Source organism: Methylocystis silviterrae, assembly GCF_013350005.1.
Classification (GTDB): domain Bacteria; phylum Pseudomonadota; class Alphaproteobacteria; order Rhizobiales; family Beijerinckiaceae; genus Methylocystis; species Methylocystis silviterrae.
In genome coordinates this window covers 36,819-62,500 of the sequence record NZ_JABVWW010000007.1, presented here as the reverse complement: position 1 = coordinate 62,500, position 25,682 = coordinate 36,819, and the positions used below count along the sequence as shown (strand labels likewise).

The window sequence follows — 25,682 nt, the reverse complement described above, 5'->3', positions numbered from 1 at the left end:
CGCAAGATGACGTATAGGGTCTGACGCCTGCCCGGTGCCGGAAGGTTAAGAGGAGGAGTGCAAGCTCTGAATTGAAGCCCCGGTAAACGGCGGCCGTAAATATAACGGTCCTAAGGTAGCGAAATTCCTTGTCGGGTAAGTTCCGACCTGCACGAATGGCGTAATGACTTCCCCGCTGTCTCCAACGTCAGCTCAGTGAAATTGAATTCCCCGTGAAGATGCGGGGTTCCTGCGGTCAGACGGAAAGACCCCGTGCACCTTTACTGTAACTTTGCATTGGCATTCGTGTCGGCATGTGTAGGATAGGTGGTAGGCTTTGAAGCATGGGCGCTAGCTCGTGTGGAGCCACCCTTGAAATACCACCCTTATCGTCATGGATGTCTAACCGCGCGCCGTCATCCGGCGCCGGGACAATGCATGGTAGGCAGTTTGACTGGGGCGGTCGCCTCCCAAAGAGTAACGGAGGCGCGCGATGGTGGGCTCAGACCGGTCGGAAATCGGTCGTCGAGTGCAATGGCATAAGCCTGCCTGACTGCGAGACAGACAAGTCGAGCAGAGACGAAAGTCGGTCATAGTGATCCGGTGGTCCCTCGTGGAAGGGCCATCGCTCAACGGATAAAAGGTACGCCGGGGATAACAGGCTGATAACCCCCAAGAGTCCATATCGACGGGGTTGTTTGGCACCTCGATGTCGGCTCATCACATCCTGGGGCTGGAGAAGGTCCCAAGGGTTCGGCTGTTCGCCGATTAAAGTGGTACGTGAGCTGGGTTCAGAACGTCGTGAGACAGTTCGGTCCCTATCTGCCGTGGGTGTAGGAGAATTGAGAGGATTTGTCCCTAGTACGAGAGGACCGGGATGAACATACCTCTGGTGGACCTGTTGTGGCGCCAGCCGCAGTGCAGGGTAGCTATGTATGGACGGGATAACCGCTGAATGCATCTAAGCGGGAAACCCACCTCAAAACGAGTTCTCCCTTGAGAGCCGTGGAAGACGACCACGTTGATAGGCCGGGTGTGGAAGTGCGGCAACGCATGGAGCTTACCGGTACTAATAGCTCGATTGGCTTGATCGCTCTCATTTATCGACGCCCATACTCGTATGGCGCGAATAGAAAGACCTCATTTGCTTCGAAGATGTGTTTCGCCGGCCTGGTGGCCTTCGGCGGAGCGATCAGACCCGATCCCATCCCGAACTCGGCCGTCAAACGCTTCTGCGCCAATGGTACTATGTCTCAAGACCTGGGAGAGTAGGTCGTCGCCAGGCCTGCGAAGCACATCGAATCCTCTTATCGATTACCTCTTCAGCAGTGCTGCTTTCGCCGCGCTTTTTTTTTGTCTTCACGCGTTATCTCTTGGCGCGTTTCTGTTGGGCGCATTTCTCTTGGCGCGGGGTGGAGCAGCCCGGTAGCTCGTCAGGCTCATAACCTGAAGGTCGTCAGTTCAAATCTGGCCCCCGCAACCAATCCAATTCATAAAACCCCGGCTCTTGCAGCCGGGGTTTTTCTTTGTGCGGTGATAGGCTTTGCGGCATTTTTCGTCGGGGAGCCATTGCCGATACGGGCCGGCATCTCAACAATCAAGCGCCGCTTCATTCCTGATGAGAATGAAGACGCGCGATCGCGCGTCTTTTTGCGGCGAATCGGCGCGACGCTGGGCAAATTAAAAAAAGGAGGAGCCATGCCCGAGTGGGTCGACAATCTCATTCCCATCAAGGCCCCGGAACCGACGCACGAACAACTCGCGGGCTGGCGGCCGACGCGCGCCGCAGCCGAGGGGCTCGGCTGTCGCCTTCTCGCCGATCAGCGCATAGAGGCTGCCGGCGGCGTCACCCTGTCGGCCGATGTGTATACGCCCCGCGCGCCGGGCCGCTATCCGGCGATCGTCCAGTTCGCCGCCTATACGCGCGAGCTGCACACCGCCGGCGCGCCTACCGGCAGCAATGAGATCGGCGCGCCGCCCGTCTTCACTGGCCGCGGCTATGTCCAGGTGGTGGTGGAGCGGCGGGGCATGGGCCGCTCGGGCGGGACGCAAAATGTCTTCCTGTCTCCCGAGGACGTCGACGACCATGAACAGGCGATCGCCTGGGCCGCCGCCCAGCCCTGGTGCGACGGTCGTGTGGCGCTGTTTGGCACGTCTTACTACGGCATGACGCAGCCTCTCGTCGCCGTGCGCCGCCCGCCGGCGCTGAAGGCGTTTTTCTGCAACGAGATCTGCACGGATTATTTCCGGCACCTCGTGCAGTTTGGCGGCGTCTTCAACCTTTATTTCTGCAATCTCTGGATGGGAGCCAACTTCACGCCAGCGATGTATGGCCTGCGCGTGCCGCCTGTCGCCCGAGCGCTCCTCAGCCATGTCTTCAATTCGCCGCTCCAGCGTTTGTGGCGACCTTTGCTGATGAAGCGGATCGACGCCATCTACCGCGCCTTCATGGCGAAAACGCCGGTCAAGCCGGTGCGCGAATGGTACGCGAACTGGATGCTCGACGGAAAATTGCGAGAGACTTGCCTGCTCCAGTCCGGCCCTTCGGGAGATCTCGGCAAGATCGAGATCCCTTTCGTCGTCGTGCAGAATCTCGGCTATTTCAACCTGCACCAGTTCGGGACCTATGATCTGTTCCAGAACGCCGCGACTCCCGCTGGCCGCAAATGGATGATCCTCGCCCCGCCGCGCTACGAGCTTCCGGTCTATGCCTGGCAATTGGAAGCGCTCGCCTTCTTCGATCACATTTTCTACGGCGTGGATAATGGCTACGCCAGCCAGCCGGCCGTCCGCTACTGGCTTGAAGGCGAGGAGCGGTACGTCGGCGCCGCCGACTTTCCGGCGTCAGGAACGGCGCAGCGGCGCTTCTATCTCGCCTCGGGCGGCGCGGACGCGGCGCCTCACAAACTGGCGGAGACGCCGGGAGAGGGTGAGAACCGCTGGGCCGCCGTTCCGCTGGGCCTGCCGGTGCTCGGCGGGTTCGATGAAGTGGCGAACCAGACCCTCACATTCGAAATGACCGCGGCGCGGCCGATGACGCTCGCCGGCCCCGTATCGCTCAATCTCGTCTTCAGCTCCAATGAGATCGATTCCTTTCTGGTGGCGCGGCTCGGCCGGGTCGCCAAGGATGGCGCCTATAGCCTTCTCTCGCTCGGAGCCATGAGTCCGGCGCGGCGGCGGCGCGATCCGGCGCGCGATACGGCCTGTGAGATCGTGCATGACACATCCGTGCGGGAGCCCTTACAGCCGGGTAGGCCGGTGACGCTCTCCTTCAGCCTTACGCCTGGACCGACCCGGCTTCAGCCCGGCGACCGGTTGCGACTCGACGTGGCGAGCCGCCTCGATCTGCTGCGGAGCGACGTCAGCCACGGCTATGTGCATTTCGATATGCCGGGGCCGCCCTATTTCGCGCGCAACACGCTGCATTACGGGCCGGACACTTATCTTGTCGTGTCCGAGGCGCCGGCGGCGTGAGAGCCGTGTTCACAAACGCGAATCTATAAATTCGGCTTCCTCGACAGCAGCCATAGCGCGGCGATGAAGAATCCCTTCGTAAGCGGGAGCAGGAGCAACACGAGCGCGATCGTTAGCGGCACAACGATCAGCATCTCGACAGCGTAGGAGTAACGTCCGCTGCTCTCTAATATGAAGAGAAGCGGCACGACTGTAATCGTCACGGCGCCGACGGTCAGCCATGCTGGGCCATCATCCGCATCGAGGCCCGCAAAACTTTCCCGGCAATGCGCGCAAGAATCGCGCGGCTTGAGGTAGCTCGCGAACAGCTTGCCCTCGCCGCAGTTTGGGCATTTTCGCGTCAGTCCGCGAAACAAGGACGTGCCCGGCGATGGATCGCTGTTCATTGACGCCAAACCGATTGACAGCGATCGCCGCGCCACTGCGCGTTGATCGCACTGCAAGTCCATCTCAAGCGTGGATCTCGCTCCTGATTTAAGGGGATAGTTTTTTATGGCGCCGCAGGCAACCGCCCACTGGCGAGCGGCGGTTCAGGGACGCTAGGCGGCGCAAGACAAGGGACGCGGTCGGCGCTAGTCTCTTTCCCGTATTTGTGTGCGGGGCCGGTCATTCTTGAACGACATTTCACGCACGGCTGAAAGGGAGGAGCGCGGCCGCGATCTTTCATCGCGCGTCTTTCCGCTGCGTGTACAAGGATTGGCCGAGGCCCTGCGCGCGTCGCTGGAACAGGAGCGGGCGCTGCGCCGTCCGTTTCTCTGGCTGGTCGTCGCTTCAGGCGGCGGCGTCGTGCTCTATTTCTCAGCCGAGCGTGAACCTTCGCTGACGCTTTGCCTTTGCGCATTCGCCGCCTTTGCGGTCTTGGCCGGGCTTACGCGCCGCCACGCCCGCGCCCATGCGCTTTTTCTGACGCTCGCTTTCGTCGCCTTTGGATTTGCGTCGGGCGCCTGGCGGACGGCGCGCGTCGCGGCGCCGATCGTTCCACGCGTTGGCATCGGTGAGCTGACCGGCTTCGTCGAGGAGGTGGATCTGCGCCGGGCCGGGGCGCGTTTTATTCTGCGCGTTGCGAGCGCCGAAGGCTATCCGGACGACATCGTTCCCTCCCGCGTGCGGCTGACGACGCGCGGCGAGCCGAATTTTTCGGCCGGCGACTTCATCGCCTTCAAGGCGCGGCTGATGCCGCCGGCGCGGGCGGCGCTCCCCGGCGGCTATGATTTCGCGCGGGACGCATTTTTTGCGCGCATCGGCGCTGTCGGCAACGCGCTTGGGCGAATCGAGACCATGTCGCCGCCCGAACCGGCGCCATTCTCGCTGCTTTTTTTTGCGCACGTCGATCGCATGCGCAACGCCTTGGCGATGCGGGTCTATCGAATCATTGACGGCGATACGGGTGCGATCGCCGCCGCCATGGTGACGGGAAAGCGCGACTTGCTGTCGGAAGACGCCAAGAATCTCATTCGCCGGGCGGGCATATTTCACATCATCACCATTTCCGGCGTTCAGATGACGCTCGTCGCGGGCATCTTCTTCGTCGGCTTTCGGCGCCTGTTGGCGATGTCGCAAACGCTCGCGTTGAATTATCCGATCAAGAAATGGGCGGCGGCGCTCGCGATGCTCGGAGCCGTTCTCTACGACATCGGCACGGGCTCTCGCGTCGGCACCGAGCGCGCGCTCGTGATGACTCTCATCATGCTCGCGGCGGTTCTCTTCGATCGGCCGTCGCTGTCGATGCGTAATCTGGCGCTTGCCGCGCTCTTCATCATCGCCTTCGAGCCGGAGGCGTTGCTCGGCGCGAGCTTTCAGCTCTCTTTCGCGGCGGTGGCGGCCTTGATCGCGGTGTATGAATGGCGCGGCGAATATCTCGCGAAACGCCGCATCGACGATCGCGCGCCGCGGGGACGCTGGGGAGCGCTTCGCGAAAGCGTCGTCGAGCGCCTGCTGCACGGACCCGGGGCGGCGATCTTCGCAACGCTATGCGCGACCTCGGCGACCGCTTCATTCATGGCGTATGATTTTCACGAGCTGAGCCCCTATGTGCTGATCGGCAATCCGCTGACGCTGGCGATCATTGAATTCTTCGCCGTTCCCTGCGCGCTCGTCGGCGCCGCGCTTTACCCATTGGGCCTCGACGGCTTCATCTGGCGCTACCTCAAGCTGGGCATCGACCTCGTGACCTATCTCGCCGGGCTGATCGCCAGCGCGCCCGGCGCGAGTATGCCGGTCAAAGCCTTTGCGCCCTGGGCGATCCTGTTCCTTTCGCTTGCGGTCCTGTCGCTCGTGTTATGGCGCACTTGGGCGTGGCGCGCGCTCGCCATTCCTCTCGCCTTGATCGGATTGATGGGCGCGAGGAGCGGCGCGCCCTTTGATCTGGCCGTGCCGGCGACCGGAGAATCGGCGGCGCTGCGCCTGCCGTCCGGACAGCTCGCCGTCATGGGGCAAAAGCCGAGCGCTTTCGCCGCGGAACAATGGTTGCGCGCGGACGGAGACGCGCGCCAGTCCGCGGACGCCAGGAGCGGCGTCGCCTGCGACGACGCGGGTTGCGTGGCGAAGGCCGTCAATGGCCGCTTTGTCGCGCTCGTCGCCGGGCGCGGCGGCTTTTTCGAAGACTGCACGCGCGCCGCCGTCATTGTGACGCCGCTCTACGCGCCATTAGGCTGTGCGGCGGAGATCGTGATCGATCGCCGCAGACTGTCCGAAACAGGGGCTGTGGCTTTGAGGTTCAAGGCGGATGGCGTCGAATGGACGACCGCGCGCGCGATCGACGAGGATCGTCCATGGTCGCCGGCGCCCCGCAATCGCCGCGCATCCGGATTTACCGCGCCGCTGAGCGATGAAGAGCGCAGCGCGGAAGATGCGCGCGCGATGGAGCCGCTTGAGTAGCGGCGATGCGCCAACGCCCGCGAAACTAATATTTCCGCAAGAGGCTGACGAGCCTACCCTGTATGCGCACGCGATCGGGGCCGAAGATGCGCGTCTCATAGGCGGGGTTGGCGGCCTCTAACGCGATCGAGGCGCCGCGTTTGCGCAGGCGCTTCAGCGTCGCTTCCTCATCGTCGATCAGCGCCACGACGATGTCGCCGGTGTCGGCGCTGTCCTGCTTGCGGATGACGACCGTATCGCCGTCGAGGATTCCGGCTTCGATCATCGAATCGCCGCGCACTTCGAGCGCGAAGTGCTCGCCGCTCGTGAGGAGGTCGGGCGGCAGGCTGATGGTGTGGCTGCGGTTCTGGATGGCGGAGATCGGCGTGCCGGCGGCGATGCGTCCCATGACCGGAATGGCGACCTGACGTTCGCCTTCGTCCTCGAAACGTTCGCTGAGCGGCCGGACGCGCCCGAGATTCCCCTCGATGACGGACGGCGAGAACTTGCCGTTGCGCCCGCCGGCGGTACGCGGCGTGGACGATTCGGGTAGCCGCAGAACTTCGAGCGCGCGGGCGCGATTGGGCAGGCGGCGGATGAAGCCGCGTTCCTCGAGCGCGAGAATCAGCCGATGAATCCCCGACTTCGACCGCAGGTCGAGCGCGTCCTTCATCTCGTCGAAGGACGGCGGCACGCCCGACTCCTTCAGACGTTCATGGATGAAGCGCAATAGATCGTTTTGTTTCTTGGTCAGCATCGCCGCACCGCCCCGCAAGCCGAATCGTTGATTTTGGCTGAGCCGCAGCTTCTGGCTCGATAACCTAAACAAATCATGAACAGAACGATATCGGTTCTCACTGCGTTCCGCAAGCCCTATGTTCACGCTTTGGTTAAACCATCATCGTGACGAACTATGTTCGCCTCGCGTGTCCCGTGCTAGACGGGCCGACCCAAAACCAAGGAATTCGCGGCGCTCATGTCTCAGGTCGTCACCCGCTTCGCTCCGTCGCCCACCGGCTTTCTGCACATCGGCGGGGCGCGCACGGCGCTGTTCAACTGGCTTTACGCCAAGAAGCACGGCGGCCGGATGATGTTGCGTATCGAAGACACCGACCGCGAGCGCTCCACGCAAGCGGCGATCGAGGCCATCATCGATGGCCTGCAGTGGCTCGGCCTCGAATGGGATGGCGACATCGTCTACCAGTCCGCGCGCGCCGCGCGCCATGCCGAAGTCGCCGAAGAGCTGCTGGCGCAGGGACACGCCTATCGCTGCTACGCCACGGCGCAGGAGCTCGAGGAGATGCGCGAGAAGGCTAAGGCGGAAAAGCGCCCCTGGCGCTATGACGGCCGCTGGCGCGATCGCGACCCCTCCGAGGCGCCCGCCGGCGCGCCCTATGTCGTGCGCATCAAGGCGCCCCAGGACGGCGAGACGATCGTCGATGACGCCGTGCAGGGACGCGTCGTCTTCCAGAACAAGGATCTTGACGATTTCATTCTGCTGCGCTCGGACGGCGCGCCAACCTACATGCTTGCGGTCGTCGTCGACGATCACGACATGGGCGTCACGCAGATCATTCGCGGCGACGATCATCTCACCAATGCAGCGCGACAGACGCACATCTATCAAGCGATGGGTTGGACCGTCCCGGCCTTCGCCCATATTCCGCTGATTCACGGACCGGACGGCGCCAAGCTTTCGAAACGCCACGGTGCGCTCGGCGTCGACGCCTACCGCGCGATGGGCTATCTGCCGGCCGCGCTGCGCAACTATCTCGTTCGATTGGGGTGGTCGCAGGGCGACAAGGAGTTCTTCACGACGCCGGAGATGGTCGAGTCGTTCGATCTCGCGCAAGTGCATCGCTCGCCTGCGCGTTTCGATTTCGCCAAGCTCGAAAATATGAACGGACATTATCTGCGCGATAGCGATGATGACGAGCTGTTGGACTTGCTCGTCGCGACGCTTCCCTATCTCGAAGGCGGCGGCGCCATCGCGCAAGCGCTCGATGAGCGAACGCGCGCGCAACTGCGCGCCGCCTTGCCGGGCCTGAAGGCGCGCGCGAAGACCTTGAACGAGCTTCTCGACGGCGCGGGCTTTCTCTTTGCGCAGCGTCCGCTGTCGCTCGACGCAAAGGCGGCGCAGCTGCTTTCGGCGGACGCGCGCGCGCGGCTTGCGACGCTTGTCGAGAAGCTCGAAGCTCTGCCGAACTGGACGGCCGCAACGACAGAAGCGGTCGTGCGCGATCTCGCGACAGCGCTTGGCGTCAAACTCGGCGATCTCGCGCAGCCCTTGCGCGCGGCGCTCACCGGCCGCGCAACGTCGCCTGGCATATTCGACGTGCTGGAAATTTTGGGGCGCGAGGAAAGTCTTGCGAGAATTTCCGATCAGGCTGCCGCAAGGTAACCCATCGCATCGCAGCGGCGTTGGCGCCGTAAAAAATCGCTGATGCGATTTTCGGCGCCGCGCCGTTTTCCGCGCCACTGCGGGACATGTCATCTCTACGCGCGAAACGCGTGGCGCGCTTGACAGCCTTTGCGGTTGATATAGCTTTTTGCGCCGCACAACAAACCGAATGCAACGCATCGGCGTGCGCGTGAAAGCGACGACATCGCGAATGTGACGCAATTCATGCATAGCGTTCGCGCGCGTCGCGCCGCGAACCGGCTCGTTGCGAGCGCGGGGCGGTTGAGAGGGGAGTGGGTATGCCGGAGAAGAATGCTATCTTCACAGTCGGCGACGGATCGGTCGATTTGCCGATCAAGGATGGCACGCTGGGGCCGTCCGTTGCGGACATCCGCAATCTCTACGCCGAAACCGGCATGTTCACCTTCGATCCGGGATTCACCGCGACTGCGTCATGCGAATCGAAGATCACATTTATCGACGGCGAAGCCGGCGTTCTGCTCTATCGCGGCTATCCGATTGAACAGCTCGCCGAACATGGCGACTTTCTCGAAACCTGCTACCTGCTGCTCTATGGAGAATTGCCGTCCGCCGCCGAGAAGGCGAATTTCGACTATCGGATCACGCGCCACACAATGGTGCATGAGCAGATGGCGCGATTCTTCCAAGGGTTCCGCCGCGACGCGCATCCGATGGCGGTGATGGTCGCTTCCGTCGGCGCGCTCTCGGCGTTCTACCACGACTCGACCAACATCGCCGATCCCACCCAGCGCATGGTGGCCTCGACGCGCATGATCGCGAAGATCCCGACGCTCGCGGCGATGGCCTATAAATATTCGATCGGCCAGCCGTTCGTTTATCCAAAGAACGATCTCGACTACACATCGAACTTCCTGCGCATGTGCTTCGCGGTTCCCTGCGAGGAATATAAAGTCAATCCGGTGCTGTCGCGCGCGCTCGACCGGATCTTCATCCTGCACGCCGATCACGAACAGAACGCGTCGACCTCGACCGTTCGACTGTCCGGCTCGTCTGGGGCGAATCCTTTCGCCTGCATCGCGGCGGGCATCGCCTCGCTGTGGGGGCCGGCGCATGGCGGCGCCAATGAAGCGGTGCTGAAAATGCTCGCCGAAATCGGCACGCCGGATCGCATTCCGCAGTTCATCGCGCGCGCCAAGGACAAGAACGATCCGTTCCGTCTCATGGGCTTTGGCCATCGCGTTTATAAGAACTATGATCCGCGCGCCAAGATCATGCAGCGCACGACGCGCGAAGTGTTGAACGAACTCGGCGTCAAGGACGATCTGCTCGACGTCGCGCTGGAACTCGAGCGCATCGCGTTGCACGATGATTATTTCATCGAGAAACAACTCTATCCCAACATCGACTTCTATTCTGGCATCACGCTCAAGGCGATGAATTTCCCGACGGCGATGTTCACCGTGTTGTTCGCGGTCGCGCGCACCGTCGGCTGGATCGCCCAGTGGAAGGAGATGATCGAGGATCAGGGTTCGCGCATCGGTCGTCCGCGTCAGCTCTATACGGGCGAGAAGCAGCGCGACTACGTGCCGATGTCGAAGCGGTGATGATGTGCGCCGCGCCGCGGTAGGAGCTCGTCTCCACTCCCATCCGGCGCGGAATCGTTCTGGCCAGCCTTCACCTTGGTTTGCAGCGCGACATGTTCTCACCAGCGTCTCTTGTAGGGACGCGACGTGATGCTATAGGTCGGCGGACCCGGAGCGCCCTTGTCGCAATTATCCGATCTGCTGTTCGAAACGCGCATCGCCACCGAGAGCGTCGCCGACTTTCTCGCGGGCGGGCGCCTGCGGCTTGGCGTCACCGGCCTGTCGCGCTCCGGCAAGACGGTCTTCATCACCGCGCTCGTGCACCATTTGACGCGGGCGATATCGGCGCGCCCGGAAAAAGGCGGCGAAAGCAAAACTCAGCTCCCGGTGTTTCGCGCGCTCGCCGAAGGCCGCATTATGTCGGCGCATCTCGATCCGCAGCCAGATTACAGCGTCCCGCGCTTCGCATACGAGGAGCATCTCGCGGCGCTCACCGGGCTAGATCGGCATTGGCCGCAGTCGACGCGGCGGATCTCCGAACTGCGGGTGACGCTGGAATATCGCTCGAAGGGCTGGTCGCTGCGCAAAGGCTTCGGCCAGGGTCCGACGCGACTCGACATCGATATCGTCGATTATCCCGGTGAATGGCTGCTCGATCTGCCGCTCCTTGGCAAATCCTACGCGCAATGGTCTCACGAGACGCTTGACGCCGCGAGCGCCTCCGCGCGGGCGATGATCGCGAGCGAGTGGCGGGGCCTGACCGCGCAGACGGACGTCAAGGCCCGCTACGACGAAGAAACCGCGCAGAAGCTGGCGCAGACCTTCACCCAATATCTGCGTCTGGCGCGCTCCGAGCGTTTCGCGCTCTCGAGCCTGCCGCCGGGTCGGTTTCTGATGCCGGGCGATCTCGAAGGATCGCCGGCGCTGACATTCGCGCCGCTTCCCGTGTCAGAGAGCGAGGAGTTGCCCTATCGCAGCCTTGGGCGCGAAATGGAGCGCCGATACGAGGCCTACAAGTCGCAGGTTGTGCGGCCGTTCTTTCGGGATCATTTCGCGCGGCTCGATCGGCAGATCGTGCTCGTCGACGCGCTTGCGGCGCTGAATTCCGGCCCTGAGGCGGTGCGCGACCTGGAGACGGCGCTGACCGGCGTGCTTACGGCTTTTCGCACCGGCCGCGCCAATCTGTTCTCCACGATCTTTCGCCCAAAGATCGACCGCATCCTCTTCGCGGCGACGAAGGCCGACCATCTGCATCACACGAGCCATGACCGGCTCGAAGCGATCCTGCGTCACCTGACCGCCCGCGCCATAGAGCGCGCTGAGGGGGTAGGCGCCTCGATCGACGTGATCGCGCTCGCCGCCGTGCGCGCCACCCGCGAAGCGATGGTGCGGCATGAGGGCGACAAGCTTTCGGCGATTGTCGGCACGCCTGTCGCCGGGGAGCGCATTGGCCACGAAACTTTCGACGGCGTGGCGGAAGGCGCCATTTTCCCTGGCGAGTTGCCGGCGGATCCGCGCGACGTGTTTAAAGGCGAGGCGCTGGCCGTTTCCGATGAAGAGGCCGACTTCCGCTTTCTCAAATTCAGGCCGCCAGCCGCGATGCTGGGCGCCGACCAGAAGCCGGCGCCGCTGCCGCATATCAGGCTCGATCGCGCGATGGAGTTTCTCTTCGGCGACCGATTGAAGTAACGTCGCTGTCGGCGGCGAAGTCCGCGCTACCTATTGCAGGCAAACCATTCGACAGCTGAATTGAGGGAGCTTCATATGGAAGGTCATGTCTATAAGGTCGTCGAACTCGTCGGCTCGTCGCCAGACAGCGTCGAGGACGCTGTGGCCGCAGCGCTCAAGCGCGCCGGCGAAACCCTGCGCAACTTGCGGTGGTTCGAAGTCGTGCAGATTCGCGGCAATATCAATAAGGGCGCGGTGAGCGATTATCAGGTGGTGCTGAAGGTCGGCTTCACGCTCGATCGCGAAGACGAGAGCATGGGATAAAGCAGAAGCCCCTGAGGGTCCCGATTTCAGATGATTAAGCGGAAGGCTCAGATGCGGCCCACTGAAACTTGCGACGGCGCTGATATCGAGCCGCTCTGGGCGGCTCGAGCGAACGCCAAGCTTTATGCCTTCCGGTGGCCCAATATTTTTCTGTTCACTGTGACTGGCTTTTGGGGGCTTCTTGCCTTTTCAGGGGGAGGACGACTTGAGTTGGCAGTTTTAGCGGGAGTTATTTTGCTAATATACGTAGCATGTTTAGTTATTTACTATTATTTAGTTGGAATTAACTACCTGTACGTAGGAAGCCGCAGAGGCATCTCTACTTGTCTATGCAGGCGTGAAGCTCAAGATGTTTTTGTCGTGAGATATTCAATGGAAAGCTATGACTACGAAATTATGGCATCTTTTGATATATCTGAACGAGCTAGCGGTTTCGCCATATCCATTCGGCAGGCGCCTCCTTTATCTCAAGGGGTGCGGAGCTTTTTTAAGGTTCCGTTGAGCCCGTTATCAATCTACGACAATCCATATAGAGGTCTTGTATTCGAGCTGGACGAAATCGGCGTGTGGGAAAATGAATCGCTCGCATCGCAACTCGCGAGCACAGACGAAAACATGGTCCGCAGTTTTATTGCAGCGAAAACCAAACATATGCGGTATTTGCCATCTGTCTTTTTGGCAGACACGGTCTTCTGCCACAGAGAACATCTGGAGCTGATCGTCGGAAGCATCCTGAGTTCCGTCCGGTGCAACAAATTACAAAAATCCGATGCGCCGATTGAGACTCCGTAGCGAGACGCAGTCAAAGATCCTTCCGGAAGGATGAAAATCGCGGATGGCGGCGCGAAGGAAGCGGAAGCCGCAGAGGGCGTCCGCTTCGTAGTCGCTAGGACGAAAACCGTCCGGCCGTTTCAGGGCTTCCGGTTTGCGCGGTATTCGACCAAAAGCGCGTGCTTGCATTGAGCATTTGCTGAGCGTCGGTGAACAGGCGGCGCGTGTCCTCCGTCGTCATCTCGATATGTTTGCTCGTCCAATCCTGTAGAACCGTCGTGGTCTCGGATATGGAGCGAGACGCCGTGAGCTTTGAGGCAAGCTCCGCCGTCAACGCCGCTTCCTGCTGCATGCGTTCCATTAAGACGCGGTTGGCGTCCTGCAGACAGTCCCAGATCTCGGTGCGTGCTTCGGTGAAATCTTCCAGCCGCCGCCGTCCTTCCGCGCCAACTTCGGCCGCCGCTTCGGCGGGTTGCGCGCTTTTGTTGCGCCGCTCTTCCTGCTGGGTCATGTCGCGTCTCTCCCTCGTCGCTTGAAACGCCAGCGCCCCCGGGGCCACTATATAAGGCCAGTTGGGGGAATATCTGTGACGATCGCTGCTGGCGCATTGCCCAAGATTGACCGTTTCTGCCGACCCCAACGGGTCGACAAAGCGCCGCCTTTCAGTTATGGACCGGGACTCAACTAGAACAGCGTTCCGAAACGCTCGTCGGCCCCAACGGCTAAGACGAAACGGCAGGAGTTTTCGTTATGAACATTATCGAGCAGCTCGAGGCGGAACATGCCGCCAAGCTTATCGAGGGCAAAAAAATCCCCGAGTTTCGGCCGGGAGATACGGTGATCGTCAACGTCAAGGTGAAGGAAGGCGAGCGCGCGCGCATTCAGGCTTATGAAGGCGTCGTCATCTCCCGCCAGGGCGGCGGGCTCAACGAGAGCTTCACCGTCCGTAAGATTTCCTATGGCGAGGGCGTCGAGCGCGTCTTCCCGATCCATGGGCCGCTGATCGACTCGATCAAGCTTGTGCGCCGCGGCAAGGTGCGCCGCGCCAAGCTCTATTATCTGCGCGACCGCCGCGGCAAGTCCGCCCGCATCGCCGAGCGCATCGACACCAAGCCGAAGGCGTCCGCAGGCAAATAACGACCGTTTTCGGATACATGCCGCCGTCCGCAGCCGCCCGGTTTCGGGCGGCTTTTTTTAGGTCTCCAGCGGCGCGTTGAGAATCCAGCGGTGGCCGAATGGGTCGCGCAAGGAGGCGTAGCGCGTCCCCCAGAAAGAATTGGTCGGGGCCGTTTCGACCTTGCCGCCGAGCTTGGTGGCGCGCGCGCAGATGTCGTCGACGTCCTGCGCCTTGTCGTATTCGAGGCTGATGGAGACGGTCACGTGCTCGCCGGGCAGGGGCACGCGGGTCTGGCCAATTTCCGGAAAGATGTCGGCGAGCATCACCGAGCCGCCGTTGATCAGCAGTTCGCAGTGGGCGATGCGCAGCCCGTCGACCGACGGCATGAGGGCCCGCTGCTGGGCGCCGAAGGCGCCGGTGTAAAAAGCGATGGCTGCGGCGGCGGGGCTGACGGTCAGATAGGGCGCGACCCTCGGACGTGGCTGTTTCATCAAATTTCCTCCGCCGGGGCATGCAGCGGATCGCCCCAGTCTTTTGTCCTGATCTTTTCGTAGCGCGCCTTGTCGCGCTTGGGAATGAATGTCTCTTGGAATGCTTTATCAGCGCAGAGCCTTAGGGAAATTCCGGCCTTGCTGACGCGAGGCGGAGCGATGACGCGCGCCCATGGCGGCGTCCCGCCGGTCCGCCCCGCGACGAGATAGGCGAACTTCTCGTCCTCGAAGGGCGCGTCGGCGCCTTTGACCAATTTGTGCGCGCGCCGCCGGGGCAGCCGGACCGAGAAATGGCACCAGTCGTTCGCCGGCAAAGGGCAGGGCGCCTGGTGCGGGCAGGGCGCGAGAATATTCGCGCCGAGCGCGATCAGTCGGCTGCGGACGATCATCAGCCGGGCATGGTCGCGAGGCGTGCCCGGCTCGACGATGACGAGCGCGCCGCTTGTGCGCGACCAAAGCTGATCGATGACGACGGGGAGGTCGGATTTGGCGATTTCAGTGAGCGCGTAGCCGACGACGACGAGGTCGAACGGGGCGGCTTCACCCGCTTGCGGCTTGGTGAAATCGGCCAAGCTCGCTTCAACTGCTGCAGCGACGCCGCTTTCCTGCATCAGACCGGTCGCGAGGTTCAGGAAGAGCGCGCTGCGGTCAATGAGCGCAATCTCGGCGATGCTCGGCCATACGGTCGCCGCGGCGTAGGAGCCCGCGCCAAGACCGCAGCCAACGTCGAGCACCCGCTTTGGCGCAAATTCGGGGCGCTCCTCGTCGAGCCGTCCTAGCGCCCTCACGATGGCGGCGTAGGTTGCGGGCATGCGCGTCGCCGCATAGGCCAGGACGTCCGCCTCGTCGCGGATGGTTTCGATTGTCGGTTTGCGTGACCGATAGCGTTCCGACAGCTGTCGGGCTCTGTCGCGCAGCATGCCTTGTGCGCGGCCCTCAAGCCTCGCCTCGATCGCCGCCGAAAGCGGCGCAGGAAGCTCTGGGGAGGGCAGGCTCATCGCTTATGGGCTCGGGGAGGGCTGCGCCTTGAACTCTCTTCCATGCAGCTTGCGTTACGGGTAGAACAGCCTCAATTCAAGGGAGACGATGAGAGTCGGCCAATTGCGGTCGGCCTCATGCTGAGGAAGCCGGGGTGCTCTCGAAGCACGAGGGCGCCGCCAGTGATTTCCTTGTCCTTCGAGATGCGGCCCGCGCCGCTCCTCAGGATGAGGCGATCAAACCAGCGAGCCGGATGCGACACGCCGGCAAGAGGAAGAGATAAATGTCCAAAGCCGCGCCCCGCACCGTTTACGACAAGATCTGGGACGACCATGTGGTCGAGCGCCAGGAGGATGGCGCGTCCCTGCTCTATATCGATCGCCACCTCGTGCATGAAGTGACGAGTCCGCAGGCCTTCGAAGGCTTGCGCATGATGGGCAGGTCGGTGCGCGCCCCGCAAAAGACCCTCGCCGTCGTCGATCATAATGTGCCGACGACCGATCGCTCTTTGCCGATTGAAGATTCCGAGAGCAGGGCGCAGGTGGAACAGCTCGCGCTCAACGCCAAGGAATTCGGCGTCGAATATTACGACGAGCACGACCGGCGCCAAGGCGTCGTGCATATTGTCGGCCCGGAGCAGGGTTTCACTCTGCCCGGCATGACGATCGTCTGCGGCGACAGTCATACCTCGACTCACGGCGCCTTTGGCGCGCTCGCGCATGGCATAGGCACGTCGGAAGTCGAGCATGTGCTCGCAACCCAGACGCTGATCCAGAAGAAGGCGGCCAATATGCTGGTGCAGGTCGACGGCAAGCTCGCCGACGGCGCCACCGCGAAAGACATCATCCTCGCGATCATCGGCAAGATCGGCACCGCCGGCGGCACCGGACACGTCATCGAATATGCAGGCGAGGCGATCCGCGACCTATCGATGGAAGGCCGCATGACCGTCTGCAACATGTCGATCGAAGGCGGCGCCCGCGCTGGGCTCATTGCGCCGGATGAGAAGACTTTCGCTTATCTGAAGGATCGCCCAAAAGGTCCAAAGGGCGAAGCGTTCGACATGGCGCGCAAATATTGGGAGACGCTGTACACTGACGAGGGCGCGCATTTCGATAAGATCGTCAGGCTCGACGCCAGCAATCTGCCGCCGATCGTGACCTGGGGCACGTCGCCAGAAGACGTGGCGACGATCGACGGATTCGTGCCCACGCCCGACAGCGCGAAGAGCCCGCAAAAGCGCGCCGCCATCGAACGCGCGCTCGACTATATGGGTCTGAGGGGCGGCGAACGCATCACCGACATCGAGATCGACCGCGTGTTCATCGGCTCCTGCACCAACGGCCGTATCGAAGATCTGCGCGCGGCCGCGAAGATGGTCGAGGGAAAGAGCGTCGCCGATCGCATCAACGCGATGGTTGTGCCGGGATCGGGTCTCGTAAAGGCGCAGGCGGAAGCGGAGGGTCTCGACAAGATCTTTACCGCCGCCGGCTTCGAATGGCGGGAGCCGGGCTGCTCCATGTGTCTGGCGATGAATCCCGACCGTTTAGCGCCGGGCGAACGCTGCGCGTCGACGTCCAATCGCAATTTCGAGGGGCGACAGGGCTTCAAGGGCCGCACGCATCTCGTTTCGCCGGCGATGGCGGCGGCAGCGGCAATCGCTGGACGCTTGGTTGACGTTCGCGGCTGGCGATAAGCGACAAGGCGCCGGCAACTTGCCTGCTGGCGCTTAGTTCCAACTGCGCAATAGCGTCAGTCGTTGTCGGTGGGATTGTTGTCCGGAACGTTATCATCCAAATTCGGGTTCCTACGCCATTCTTCGTCGCTCCAGGGACGCGTATCGCGCCACATGCGATCGCCACCACGACCCCAATAGTCGCCCCGCTCTTCTCGCATGTCCTGATCACGGTCATCTGCCCTCTGCATAAGACGATGGTCGGTCTGCGTGAGGCGCACGGGAGAGGATGGGCGAGCTAAAACTTCGGACTGCGTTAGTCCAAAGGCGCCAAGCGCAAACGCCGCGATCAGCAGTCTATTCATGGGTTCTCCTCCTCTTATGCTCTTGCCTGAACATTGCAGGGCGCTGAATGTTCCTGCATCGGCGCGCGGGTTCGCGGCGGCGTCGCGGCTGACGATGACGGGACAGCGAGGAAAGGGTTACTCAGTTCAGGGTTCCGAGGCGTAAGGGAGCCGGAAGGCTCGATTTGTGCAGTGGCTTTCACTGGAGAGCGCAACAAAAGGGCGCCCGCAATTGCGGACGCCCTAAGCTTCAAAGTCCTTGAGTTGCGCCGCTATCGCTTAGTCTCGGTCGCGCCCGCGGTTGTCGTTCTTGTTCCAGTCGCGCTTTTGCCCGCCGCGCCAGTTGTCGTCGCGCCAGAAGCGGTTTTGACGGCCCCAAAAGCCGCGTCGGTTGTGATCCCAGCCGCGATGATAACCACGATTCTCCTTCCAGTCCCCGGTACGATCGCGTGCGTTCTGCACGAAGCCGTCGTCGGTCTGGACCATGCCCGGCGCATGAGAAGCAGTGGGCGCCGACACTGCGGATTGCGCGAAACCGAAAGCGCCAAGCGCAAGCGCCGCGATCAACAGCTTATTCATGAGTGAGCTCCTATGATGGTGATCCTGCCTAACACCGCGCGGCGCCGATTGTTCCTAGCGGTCGCGGCATATCGCCTGCGATGATCTGACGATGACTGAACAGGATTGGAGACGGCTAAGAGCGCCGACGCTTGCCGATATGGAAGCGCTGGCGGATGCGGCCTACGCCGCTCTGCCGCAACGCTTCACGCGCCTGTGCGAGGGCCTCGTCGTCCGCGTCGAGGATTTCCCTGACGATGAAACGCTCGACGACATGCAATGCGAGAGCGAATTCGATCTTCTGGGTCTGTTTCGCGGGCGTGGCCTCACGCAGGGGGCGCATCTTTCCGAGACGGGCGAGCAGCCGAATATGATCTGGCTCTATCGACGGCCGATACTCGACTATTGGGCCGATAGCGAAGACACGCTCGAAGCGATCGTCACCCATGTGCTCGTGCATGAGATCGGCCATCATTTCGGACTGACCGACGCCGATATGGAAGAGATTGAACGGCGCGCCGAATAGGATCTAGGCGGGCGCGGGCTCCGCGAGCAGCGTTCCGATGATGGCGCCAAGCGCCATGTCGTCCTCTTGTCCAAATCCATGATGGCGAATGCGCCCGTCGCGGCCGATCAGGATCGCTGTTGGCGTTCCGCGCATTTCATAGCGCGCCATGGTGACGGGAATCGGCCCGTTCTCTGCGGGCTGATCGACGCCGATGGGAAATGTCAGCCGATATTCGTGGATGAAGGCTTCGAGCGACACGGGCGTCATCGCCGCGTGATGTTCGAACACGGTATGCAGGCCGATGACGGCGAGGCCGGAGTCGCGGAACAGCGCATGCGCGCGCTGCGCTTGCGGCGTGCCATGCGCGACGCAACCGGGACACAGCATTTGAAAGGCGTGCAGCATGACCACGCGCCCGCGCAAGCCCGCGAGCGTGATCGGCGCTGGCGTATTGAACCATTGCGATACGGCGAGTTCCGGCGCCTGCACTCATTCCTCCTTGGCGCGCTCGTCTTAGGGCGCTTCTCGCGCAGTGATAAGAAGATCACGTCCGACGATCGTCATCCAGGTCTTTTCCGATTTCGCTTTGGCGGGTTGCCGTCCGCGCTTTAGCTCGCATGCCGTGGATATTCCGTTTGCGGATTGCCGCGATTGCAGAGGCGCATAGATATTCCAAGACGCCCGCCATGGGGTTCTCGACAGAGAGATCAGAGCGTTCCCAGATGAGTCCCACAAGCGTCCTTAGGGTCGCGCTGAGCAGCGTCGCGTTGTCGTTCTCTTGCTGCGTCCTTCCCGCAATCGGCCAAGAAAGGATTGTCAACGTTTTAGGCTGGGGCGACTACGTCGATCCCCGTGTGCTGACAGATTTCACCAGGACGACCGGCATCCAGGTGACATACGAAAGCTACAGTTCGGACGAGAGCTTAGAAACAACGCTTCAGCCTGGGAACCGCGCTTTTGACGTCGTGATCGTTTCGAGCCGTGTGTTGCGAAAGCAGATCGCGAGGGGCCTCTATCAGAAGCTCGACAAGCGCAAGCTTCCAAACGCCGTCAATCTTTGGCCAGAGATTATGGAGCGCCTTGCCACCTATGACCCCGGGAACGAACACGCCGTCAATTATGCGTGGTTTGCGATGGGGATCGCCTACGACGTCGGAAAGGCCAGGGAACTCATGGGCAAGGCCCAGCCGTCGGCGGATTTCTCGTTCGACTCATGGGGCCTGCTTTTCAAGCAGAAGAACTTGAAGAAACTTTCGTCCTGCGGAGTGGGAATACTGGACAGTCCTGAGGATTTGTCTGCTGCGGCGCTGCAATATCTGTGGTCCAACTGGCGACTTTCGCCGGGCTTGGATCGACGCACGGACGGCATGCGCGCCGCCGAGCTTTTGGCCGCCCTGCGGCGCGACGTGAAACGCCTCGACTCTCGCGACTATGTCAACGCGCTGGTCAACGGCGACGTCTGCGTCGCGGTCGGCTTTTCCATGGATAGCCTGCGCGCCCGCTACACAGCCGGCATGGTGGAGGAATTCGTCGAGATCGACTTTTTCATCCCCCGCGAGGGCGCTCCCATTCGACTCGACAATCTCGTCATACCGACGGACGCTCCACATGTCGAAGAAGCATACAAATTCATCGACTTTCTGCTGCAGCCTGAAATCGCAGCCCGCAATACGAATTTCATTGGCGTAGCCAACGGCGTCCTCGCCTCGAAATCCCTGGTCGATGGGAGCATCTCAAGAAACGAGTCGATATACCCGGACGCCGCCATGATGAAGCGTCTGGTCGCTCCTCAACTCGACGACGGCGCGCCCACGACCGGACAGACGATCAGTCGCGAAGGAACGCCGATCGGAAGGGGAGCTACGATGTGGGGATTAGGCCGGCGTGTCTCCAAGCCGGCCAAGTCGTCTACCTTCTAAAAACCAACTGGGGCGTCGGCGCCTACTGGCCTCCGCTGACAGGTTTTTCAGCGCTCTCCGCGGGTTTTGGCGCCGATGTCGAGAGACACATCGTTGGACGAAGCTTTTCGATCGTCACGATGGCTTTCTGCGAGGCCTGCATTTTCTCGTTGAGATCGAAAATCTGTTGTCTTGTGGCCGCGACATCCTTCAAGTCAGCCTCAAGCGTGTCGTTCATCGATTTCAATATGTCCGCCGAGTGGGGCATATCGCCCAGATTCACCTGTTTCAAATTCTGCTCGACTTTCATGGCGCAGCTGATGCGCCGGTCGTATTCGATCCTCAAGTCCTTAAATCTCGCGGCGAAAGTGCCCGCCTTTGTCAAATCCGCCGAAAGCGCGTCGGGTCTGATACGACAGATCGCATCGACGCTGCCGACCGCGGGATATTTAGCCTCGATGATGTGTCCGAAATCGCTGTTGAGCTTTTTGGCCTCATCCAAGAGCGTATTAAGGCTGCAAACGAATTGCTCGCGCCCGCGATAGCAGCTGTCCAATCTGATCGCGCCCTTGGCGCCTGGCAACGTTAAGCCTGCCGTTCCACTCGAGTCCTTTTCGCAGGAGGCCAGCGCCGCCGCCAGAGCCCCGCTGCTGCTCGCGGACGAAGCGTCTCCGGCTTCCTCCTCGGAGGATGGGCGGTGGAGACCGCGATAGCGAGAAGTCTCACGGCGCGCGATCTGTTGCGGCTCGTCATACCTCGCTTCCATAGCCCAAGCGGCGCTTGGCCCGCGTTCGGCGGACGGGGGGCCGATCAGCACAAGCAGAGCGGTTCCCGCCACGAGCTGCGCCGCCCCTAGAGTTTTTCTGTTCAGAATGGCCATCATCGGGCCCTCTCGGATTTTCAACGCCCGACGAACTCAGGCTCAATACTGCAAACATCGTCTTGCTCCAGCAAATGGCAACTCATGTCGCTTGCACGAACCAATTGAATTCGCCGTCGAAGGATGTGCTTGCTGTCCGACCACCGCATCCAAAAACAGTTGTTGCCGCCATCTCCGGGTGGACGAAGCGCAGGAGCGCGTTGAAATCAGCCCGTGAGGCGGCTCCATCGCTGGGACGGGCGCGACGCCACGATGCCGGGCAGGCGCTCGCCTTCGAAAAAATGAAGTTTTGGAAGCGGCTCTGCTGTCCGCCGGAAGCCGAAGCCGGGCGCCAGGCCTGCGCATCAGGACCAAGCCCTGCGGATGCGCAGGGCAGAGCCTAGGGCGGGGACGCCATTCGCGTCATGCCGCGCCTAACCGGTAAGGCGGATTTCCTGCATCGAACTGGCGGAGCTGAGAACCCCGCCGCCCGATTCACAAGTGATGGTGATGATGATGATGGTGAAGATTATGATGATGGTGGTGATGATGATGGACGACACCAGCCGACCTCGCCATCGCCGGAGCCGGTGAAGGGGTGACAGGCATAGCCGTAGTCTTTCCCGTCACGTTGTTCAGCACGTTCGTAACTGCCAGGCCCGCCTCGGCCCCGACGCGATTCACTCCAGAGGCAAGCTCTGAAATAGGATTTTGGGCTCTCGCTGCTTGAGCAGTGAGAGCAAAGCCGACCATCAGGCCAAATACCAACCCAGCGTTCTTAAAGCACGCCATGCGAACCTCCCTGTTTCTCTCTGCAAAAGGGTCCTCATCAATAGTTGGCGGCCGCGGCCGAGCCAATGCCTTTGCGCCGGCGACGACCGAGTTTTTTTAAGCTCCGGCGTCACTTCACGTCATGCGAGCCGCTGGCCGAGCGCATTTCACCGAACCGGTTGGCTCACCTCGGCGGAGCTTAGCGAAGGATATTCGCGCCTAACCCACAATTTTCAGGGACGAAACAAAGGCTGGCGGAGGTCTGCGGAGGGTCTTCTGGCTCCCCGAGTAGGACTCGAACCTACGACCTAGCGATTAACAGTCGCGTGCTCTACCAGCTGAGCTATCGGGGAATGCGGTCCCGCGTATACAAGGCGGGCGGCGGTTTGCCAAGCCCGCCTCGGCGACTCCGTCGTGCATAAATGTCGGCGTCGCGTGGGCGGCTTGGGGTCGCCGCGACGGATGTGCTCAAACCGGGCTGAGCGCGTCCGCCGGCGCAAAGGCCGCGAGCGCCGCGGCGACGTCGTCGGGCGAGGGCAGTCCCGCCTCATTGCCGAGATGCTGGATTTTATGCGCCGACGCCGCGCGGGCGAATTCAAAGTGTTCGCGCCAGGGCGCGTCCGGCCGCGCAAGATAGGAGGCGCAATAGGCGCCGTGGAAGACGTCGCCGGCGCCCGACGTATCGACGATGACCTCGTGCGGCACGGCGAGCGAGGCCATCTGCGAAATCTCGCCCTCCTCATCGTACCACAACATGCCCTTTTCGCCGGTCGTCACCCCGCCGATCCGGCAGCCCTTGGATTTCAGCCAGCCAAGCATGTCGAGCTCCGACAAGGACATTTGCTCGCAGAGCTTTTCGGCCACCACCGCGACGTCGACGTAACCCGTCAGCTCCTCGATGCAGGGTCGCAGCGCGCCGCCGTCAAGCGAGACGAGAGCGCCGCGCGCCCGAGCCGCCTTCGCGTAATGGAGCGCCGCGTCGGCCATATGCCCGTCGAGATGCAGAAGTCGCGTTTCCGAAATGTCGAGGCGCGGAACGCCCTGCAGATACGTGTCGTCGCGCGCGCGCAGGATCGCCCGCTTGCCGTCATTGGGCCAGATGAAGGACAGCGACGAGCGCGCCACCCGTCGCGGATGGACATCGATCCCATAGGTATGGGCCATATCCATGAACATGTGGCCGAGCCAGTCGGGCGCGAGCGTGGTCAAGAGATCGACGGGATGGCCGAGCTTGGCGCAGGCGAAGCCGGCGGTGACGGCGTTGCCGCCGAAACTCACCGCATAGTCGTGCGCTAACGCCTTCTGGTCGCCCAAAGGCATGCGCGGGGCGCGCATGGTGACGTCGATATAGGCATGGCCGATAAAGAGCGCGTCCAAGGTTGAAACTCCCAAGATGGCGCCGAGCGCTCGCCGCAGAATGACCCCGCAGCAAGGTGACGCACGCCTGCAACTGCGGCTGTGGCGTCAGACTGAAAAGCTGGTGCCGCAGCCGCAGGAGGAGACGGCGTTGGGATTAACGACACGGAAGGACTGTCCCATCAGATCGTCGACAAAGTCGATTCTGGCGCCGACGAGAAAGCCAATGGACGCGGGGTCGATCGCGACCCGGGCGCCGGCGTGCTCAAGGAGCGCATCCTCCGCGCCCGGGGCGGACTCCACGGCGAAATGATATTGGAAGCCCGAGCAGCCGCCGCCCTCGACTGAAACGCGAAACACCGCGCCGGGCGACTCATTGGCGAGGATCGCGTGTATGCGCCGCGCCGCCTGATCGGTGAGCGCGATATCGCTTGCCGCCGTCGTCATCCGTTTCTCCGTCACTTGCCTGCGCGGGCCGTCGCGAGTTACTGCGGGCGGAACGCCCGATCGAAGAAACTCGCCCGAAATTTTAATTTCGGCACATCCCATTCTGCGCCAAGCCAGGCGGTTTGCGGGATATGCTCCTGTTGCAAGATAGGTCCAAACCTGAGGCGTTTCAATGAAAGGCGCGCATATGGCGGTTCGTGGCCCTCTTGCGGCATACGCCAGCGACGCCGCGCGCTCGCGCGGCCGGCTCTACGCGGAGGCGCCATCGCCGACGCGGAGCGAATTCCAGCGGGATCGCGACCGAATCATCCACTGCACCGCCTTTCGCCGGCTCGCGCACAAGACGCAGGTCTTCGTGCCGCTCGACGGCGATCATTTTCGTACCCGGCTCACCCATACGATCGAGGTCGGGCAGATCGCCCGCGCGCTCGCCCGCGCGCTGCGCGTCGATGAGGATCTCGCGGAAGCCGTCGCGCTCGCCCATGACCTCGGCCATACGCCGTTCGGCCACGCCGGCGAGGGCGCGCTTGAGGCCTGCATGGCGCCCTTTGGCGGGTTCGATCACAATGCTCAGGCGCTGCGCGTCGTGACGCTGCTGGAGCGCCGTTACGCACGCTACGACGGTCTCGATCTGACCTGGGAGACGCTCGAAGGCATCGTCAAGCACAATGGGCCGCTGCTGCCCGGCGCACGCGATGAGCATCCCTTCCCTCATCCTGAGGAGCGGGCGAAGCCCGCGTCTCGAAGGACGAGGGAAGGGATCGCGCCCGCCGGCTCCTCGTCCTTCGAGACGCTGCCTTCGATCTCGGGCTTCCCCGAGATCGACATTCAAATTCGCAAGTCGGGTAAATCCGACTTGCGGGCGGCTCCTCAGGATGAGGAGCCCGTGGCTGGCGTGGCGGGTATTCGTCCACTGTCGCGCTACATCGCGGCCTTCAACGCAATTTTTCCGCTGGATCTCTCGACATTCGCCAGCGTCGAGGCGCAGGCCGCGGCTCAAGCCGACGATATCGCCTATATCGGCCATGACATCGACGACGGCCTGCGCGCCGAACTGTTTTCGCTCGACGACATCGCGCGCACGCCCTTCATCGCAGGAGTGCTCGCGCATGTCCGCGACGAACATCCCGGCCTCGAACGGCCGCGCGTCATTCATGAGCTGGTGCGCCGCGTCATCACCGCCTTCGTCGAGGATTCGATCGGCGAATCGCTGCGGCGTTTGGCGCGCGTTTCGCCGGCGAGCGCCGATGACGCGCGGCGGGCGAGCGAAGCCTTTGTCCGCCTCTCGCCGCCGATGGCCGAAGCCGAGCGCGACATCAAGGCCTTTCTCTTCGACAACATGTATCGGCACGAGAAGGTCATGGGCGTCTGGGAGCGCGCGCGCGACGCGATTTCGCGGCTGTTTCCGGCCTTTTTTGAGAACCCCGAGCTGATGCCGGCGGAATGGGCGGCTCAGGCCGTAGCGCTGCAGGACGCGGATCGTGCGGTCGTGGTCGCCGATTATATCGCCGGCATGACCGACCGCTATGCGCTGAACGAAGTGAAGCGGGTGTTTGGGGGCGCGGGTTGACCATAAGAGCCTCCGCTCGTCGAGCCTGCGGACGGGGTGATTTCCCCGGCTCAAGCTGTTAAACGGGCGGCC

General features: G+C 62.2%; 25 protein-coding genes, 2 tRNA genes and 2 rRNA genes (1 of these 29 only partly in view). 15 read left to right on the top strand and 14 right to left on the bottom strand.

Annotation, left to right across the window (positions count from 1 at the left end; translation table 11 throughout):
* The 3 genes from HUN39_RS09985 to HUN39_RS09975 form a co-directional block, all read left to right on the top strand.
* Positions 1–1,073: ribosomal RNA gene (locus HUN39_RS09985) — 23S ribosomal RNA — on the top strand (it extends 1,749 nt beyond the left edge of the window).
* Positions 1,074–1,148: 75 nt separating this feature from the next.
* Positions 1,149–1,264: ribosomal RNA gene (gene rrf, locus HUN39_RS09980) — 5S ribosomal RNA — on the top strand.
* A 121-nt stretch (positions 1,265–1,385) separates the two neighbouring features.
* A tRNA-Met gene (locus HUN39_RS09975) sits at positions 1,386–1,462 on the top strand.
* Positions 1,463–1,469: 7 nt separating this feature from the next.
* On the opposite strand, the gene HUN39_RS09970 is transcribed toward HUN39_RS09975, so the two are convergent.
* The gene (locus HUN39_RS09970; protein WP_175094380.1) at positions 1,470–1,679 is read right to left on the bottom strand and encodes a hypothetical protein; all 210 of its coding nucleotides are present in this window, start codon (positions 1,677–1,679) and stop codon (positions 1,470–1,472) included.
* Between HUN39_RS09970 and HUN39_RS09965 the strand changes: the two genes are divergently transcribed.
* Positions 1,678–3,453 carry a CocE/NonD family hydrolase gene (locus HUN39_RS09965; RefSeq protein ID WP_175094379.1) on the top strand — a complete coding sequence of 592 codons (1,776 nt, stop codon included), beginning with the start codon at positions 1,678–1,680 and terminating at the stop codon, positions 3,451–3,453. The two genes, HUN39_RS09970 and HUN39_RS09965, sit on opposite strands and share 2 nt — an antisense overlap.
* 23 nt (positions 3,454–3,476) lie before the next feature.
* Here HUN39_RS09965 and HUN39_RS09960 read toward each other — a convergent pair whose 3' ends face one another.
* Positions 3,477–3,839: a DUF983 domain-containing protein gene (locus HUN39_RS09960; protein WP_175094378.1), complete on the bottom strand. Its 363-nt coding sequence runs from the start codon at positions 3,837–3,839 to the stop codon at positions 3,477–3,479.
* A gap of 226 nt (positions 3,840–4,065) precedes the next feature.
* On the opposite strand from HUN39_RS09960, the gene HUN39_RS09955 reads away from it, so the two are divergent.
* Complete coding sequence (locus HUN39_RS09955; RefSeq protein ID WP_175094377.1) at positions 4,066–6,330, top strand: ComEC/Rec2 family competence protein; 2,265 nt, start codon at positions 4,066–4,068, stop codon at positions 6,328–6,330.
* Between the two features lie 25 nt (positions 6,331–6,355).
* Here HUN39_RS09955 and lexA read toward each other — a convergent pair whose 3' ends face one another.
* On the bottom strand, positions 6,356–7,066 hold the full coding sequence (gene lexA, locus HUN39_RS09950) for a transcriptional repressor LexA (protein ID WP_175094376.1): 711 nt from the start codon (positions 7,064–7,066) through the stop codon (positions 6,356–6,358).
* 219 nt (positions 7,067–7,285) lie between these two features.
* On the opposite strand from lexA, the gene gltX reads away from it, so the two are divergent.
* From gltX to HUN39_RS09925, 5 genes are all read left to right on the top strand, one after another.
* Positions 7,286–8,710 carry a glutamate--tRNA ligase gene (gene gltX, locus HUN39_RS09945; RefSeq protein WP_175094375.1) on the top strand — a complete coding sequence of 475 codons (1,425 nt, stop codon included), beginning with the start codon at positions 7,286–7,288 and terminating at the stop codon, positions 8,708–8,710.
* Positions 8,711–9,009: 299 nt separating this feature from the next.
* On the top strand, positions 9,010–10,296 hold the full coding sequence (locus HUN39_RS09940) for a citrate synthase (protein WP_123177624.1): 1,287 nt from the start codon (positions 9,010–9,012) through the stop codon (positions 10,294–10,296).
* 159 nt (positions 10,297–10,455) lie between these two features.
* Positions 10,456–11,964, top strand: coding sequence for a YcjX family GTP-binding protein (locus HUN39_RS09935; RefSeq protein ID WP_175094374.1), 1,509 nt, complete (start codon positions 10,456–10,458; stop codon positions 11,962–11,964).
* Positions 11,965–12,039: 75 nt separating this feature from the next.
* On the top strand, positions 12,040–12,267 hold the full coding sequence (locus tag HUN39_RS09930; protein ID WP_175094373.1) for a dodecin: 228 nt from the start codon (positions 12,040–12,042) through the stop codon (positions 12,265–12,267).
* Positions 12,268–12,318: 51 nt separating this feature from the next.
* Positions 12,319–13,059, top strand: a complete 741-nt coding sequence (locus HUN39_RS09925; RefSeq protein ID WP_175094372.1) for a hypothetical protein — start codon at positions 12,319–12,321, stop codon at positions 13,057–13,059.
* A 94-nt stretch (positions 13,060–13,153) separates the two neighbouring features.
* Here the strand turns inward: HUN39_RS09925 and HUN39_RS09920 are convergent, their stop codons facing one another.
* Positions 13,154–13,549: a hypothetical protein gene (locus HUN39_RS09920; protein ID WP_175094371.1), complete on the bottom strand. Its 396-nt coding sequence runs from the start codon at positions 13,547–13,549 to the stop codon at positions 13,154–13,156.
* A 239-nt stretch (positions 13,550–13,788) separates the two neighbouring features.
* Here HUN39_RS09920 and rplS point away from each other — a divergent pair, with 239 nt between their 5' ends.
* Positions 13,789–14,175 carry a 50S ribosomal protein L19 gene (gene rplS, locus HUN39_RS09915; RefSeq protein WP_175094370.1) on the top strand — a complete coding sequence of 129 codons (387 nt, stop codon included), beginning with the start codon at positions 13,789–13,791 and terminating at the stop codon, positions 14,173–14,175.
* 57 nt (positions 14,176–14,232) lie between these two features.
* On the opposite strand, the gene HUN39_RS09910 is transcribed toward rplS, so the two are convergent.
* Both HUN39_RS09910 and HUN39_RS09905 read right to left on the bottom strand, forming a co-directional pair.
* Positions 14,233–14,646 (bottom strand): VOC family protein, encoded by a 414-nt coding sequence (locus HUN39_RS09910; RefSeq protein WP_175094369.1) that lies wholly within the window; start codon positions 14,644–14,646, stop codon positions 14,233–14,235.
* Positions 14,646–15,644 carry a small ribosomal subunit Rsm22 family protein gene (locus HUN39_RS09905; RefSeq protein WP_175094368.1) on the bottom strand — a complete coding sequence of 333 codons (999 nt, stop codon included), beginning with the start codon at positions 15,642–15,644 and terminating at the stop codon, positions 14,646–14,648. The genes HUN39_RS09910 and HUN39_RS09905 overlap by 1 nt, the downstream gene beginning before the upstream one ends.
* A 263-nt stretch (positions 15,645–15,907) precedes the next feature.
* On the opposite strand from HUN39_RS09905, the gene leuC reads away from it, so the two are divergent.
* Positions 15,908–17,320 (top strand): 3-isopropylmalate dehydratase large subunit, encoded by a 1,413-nt coding sequence (leuC, locus tag HUN39_RS09900; protein ID WP_175094367.1) that lies wholly within the window; start codon positions 15,908–15,910, stop codon positions 17,318–17,320.
* 56 nt (positions 17,321–17,376) lie between these two features.
* Here leuC and HUN39_RS09895 read toward each other — a convergent pair whose 3' ends face one another.
* Entirely contained in the window at positions 17,377–17,664 is a 288-nt protein-coding gene (locus tag HUN39_RS09895) for a hypothetical protein (RefSeq protein ID WP_175094366.1), read from the bottom strand.
* Between the two features lie 258 nt (positions 17,665–17,922).
* On the bottom strand, positions 17,923–18,222 hold the full coding sequence (locus tag HUN39_RS09890) for a hypothetical protein (protein ID WP_175094365.1): 300 nt from the start codon (positions 18,220–18,222) through the stop codon (positions 17,923–17,925).
* 91 nt (positions 18,223–18,313) lie between these two features.
* Between HUN39_RS09890 and HUN39_RS09885 the strand changes: the two genes are divergently transcribed.
* The gene (locus tag HUN39_RS09885; RefSeq protein WP_175094364.1) at positions 18,314–18,727 is read left to right on the top strand and encodes a metallopeptidase family protein; all 414 of its coding nucleotides are present in this window, start codon (positions 18,314–18,316) and stop codon (positions 18,725–18,727) included.
* A gap of 3 nt (positions 18,728–18,730) precedes the next feature.
* Here HUN39_RS09885 and HUN39_RS09880 read toward each other — a convergent pair whose 3' ends face one another.
* Positions 18,731–19,198, bottom strand: a complete 468-nt coding sequence (locus tag HUN39_RS09880) for a redoxin domain-containing protein (RefSeq protein WP_175094363.1) — start codon at positions 19,196–19,198, stop codon at positions 18,731–18,733.
* A gap of 365 nt (positions 19,199–19,563) precedes the next feature.
* Here HUN39_RS09880 and HUN39_RS09875 point away from each other — a divergent pair, with 365 nt between their 5' ends.
* A complete protein-coding gene (locus HUN39_RS09875; RefSeq protein WP_332310746.1) occupies positions 19,564–20,628 on the top strand; it encodes an extracellular solute-binding protein in 1,065 nt (354 codons plus the stop codon).
* A 22-nt stretch (positions 20,629–20,650) separates the two neighbouring features.
* On the opposite strand, the gene HUN39_RS09870 is transcribed toward HUN39_RS09875, so the two are convergent.
* From HUN39_RS09870 to HUN39_RS09855, 5 genes are all read right to left on the bottom strand, one after another.
* On the bottom strand, positions 20,651–21,490 hold the full coding sequence (locus HUN39_RS09870) for a hypothetical protein (protein ID WP_175094361.1): 840 nt from the start codon (positions 21,488–21,490) through the stop codon (positions 20,651–20,653).
* 410 nt (positions 21,491–21,900) lie between these two features.
* Complete coding sequence (locus HUN39_RS19500; RefSeq protein ID WP_269750325.1) at positions 21,901–22,029, bottom strand: hypothetical protein; 129 nt, start codon at positions 22,027–22,029, stop codon at positions 21,901–21,903.
* 485 nt (positions 22,030–22,514) lie between these two features.
* Positions 22,515–22,590: transfer RNA gene (locus HUN39_RS09865), tRNA-Asn, on the bottom strand.
* Between the two features lie 115 nt (positions 22,591–22,705).
* Complete coding sequence (locus HUN39_RS09860; RefSeq protein WP_175094360.1) at positions 22,706–23,614, bottom strand: sugar kinase; 909 nt, start codon at positions 23,612–23,614, stop codon at positions 22,706–22,708.
* Between the two features lie 87 nt (positions 23,615–23,701).
* Positions 23,702–24,040, bottom strand: a complete 339-nt coding sequence (locus HUN39_RS09855; protein WP_175094359.1) for a HesB/IscA family protein — start codon at positions 24,038–24,040, stop codon at positions 23,702–23,704.
* Between the two features lie 187 nt (positions 24,041–24,227).
* Between HUN39_RS09855 and dgt the strand changes: the two genes are divergently transcribed.
* Entirely contained in the window at positions 24,228–25,610 is a 1,383-nt protein-coding gene (gene dgt / locus HUN39_RS09850; protein ID WP_175094500.1) for a dGTP triphosphohydrolase, read from the top strand.
* Positions 25,611–25,682 lie beyond the last annotated feature (72 nt).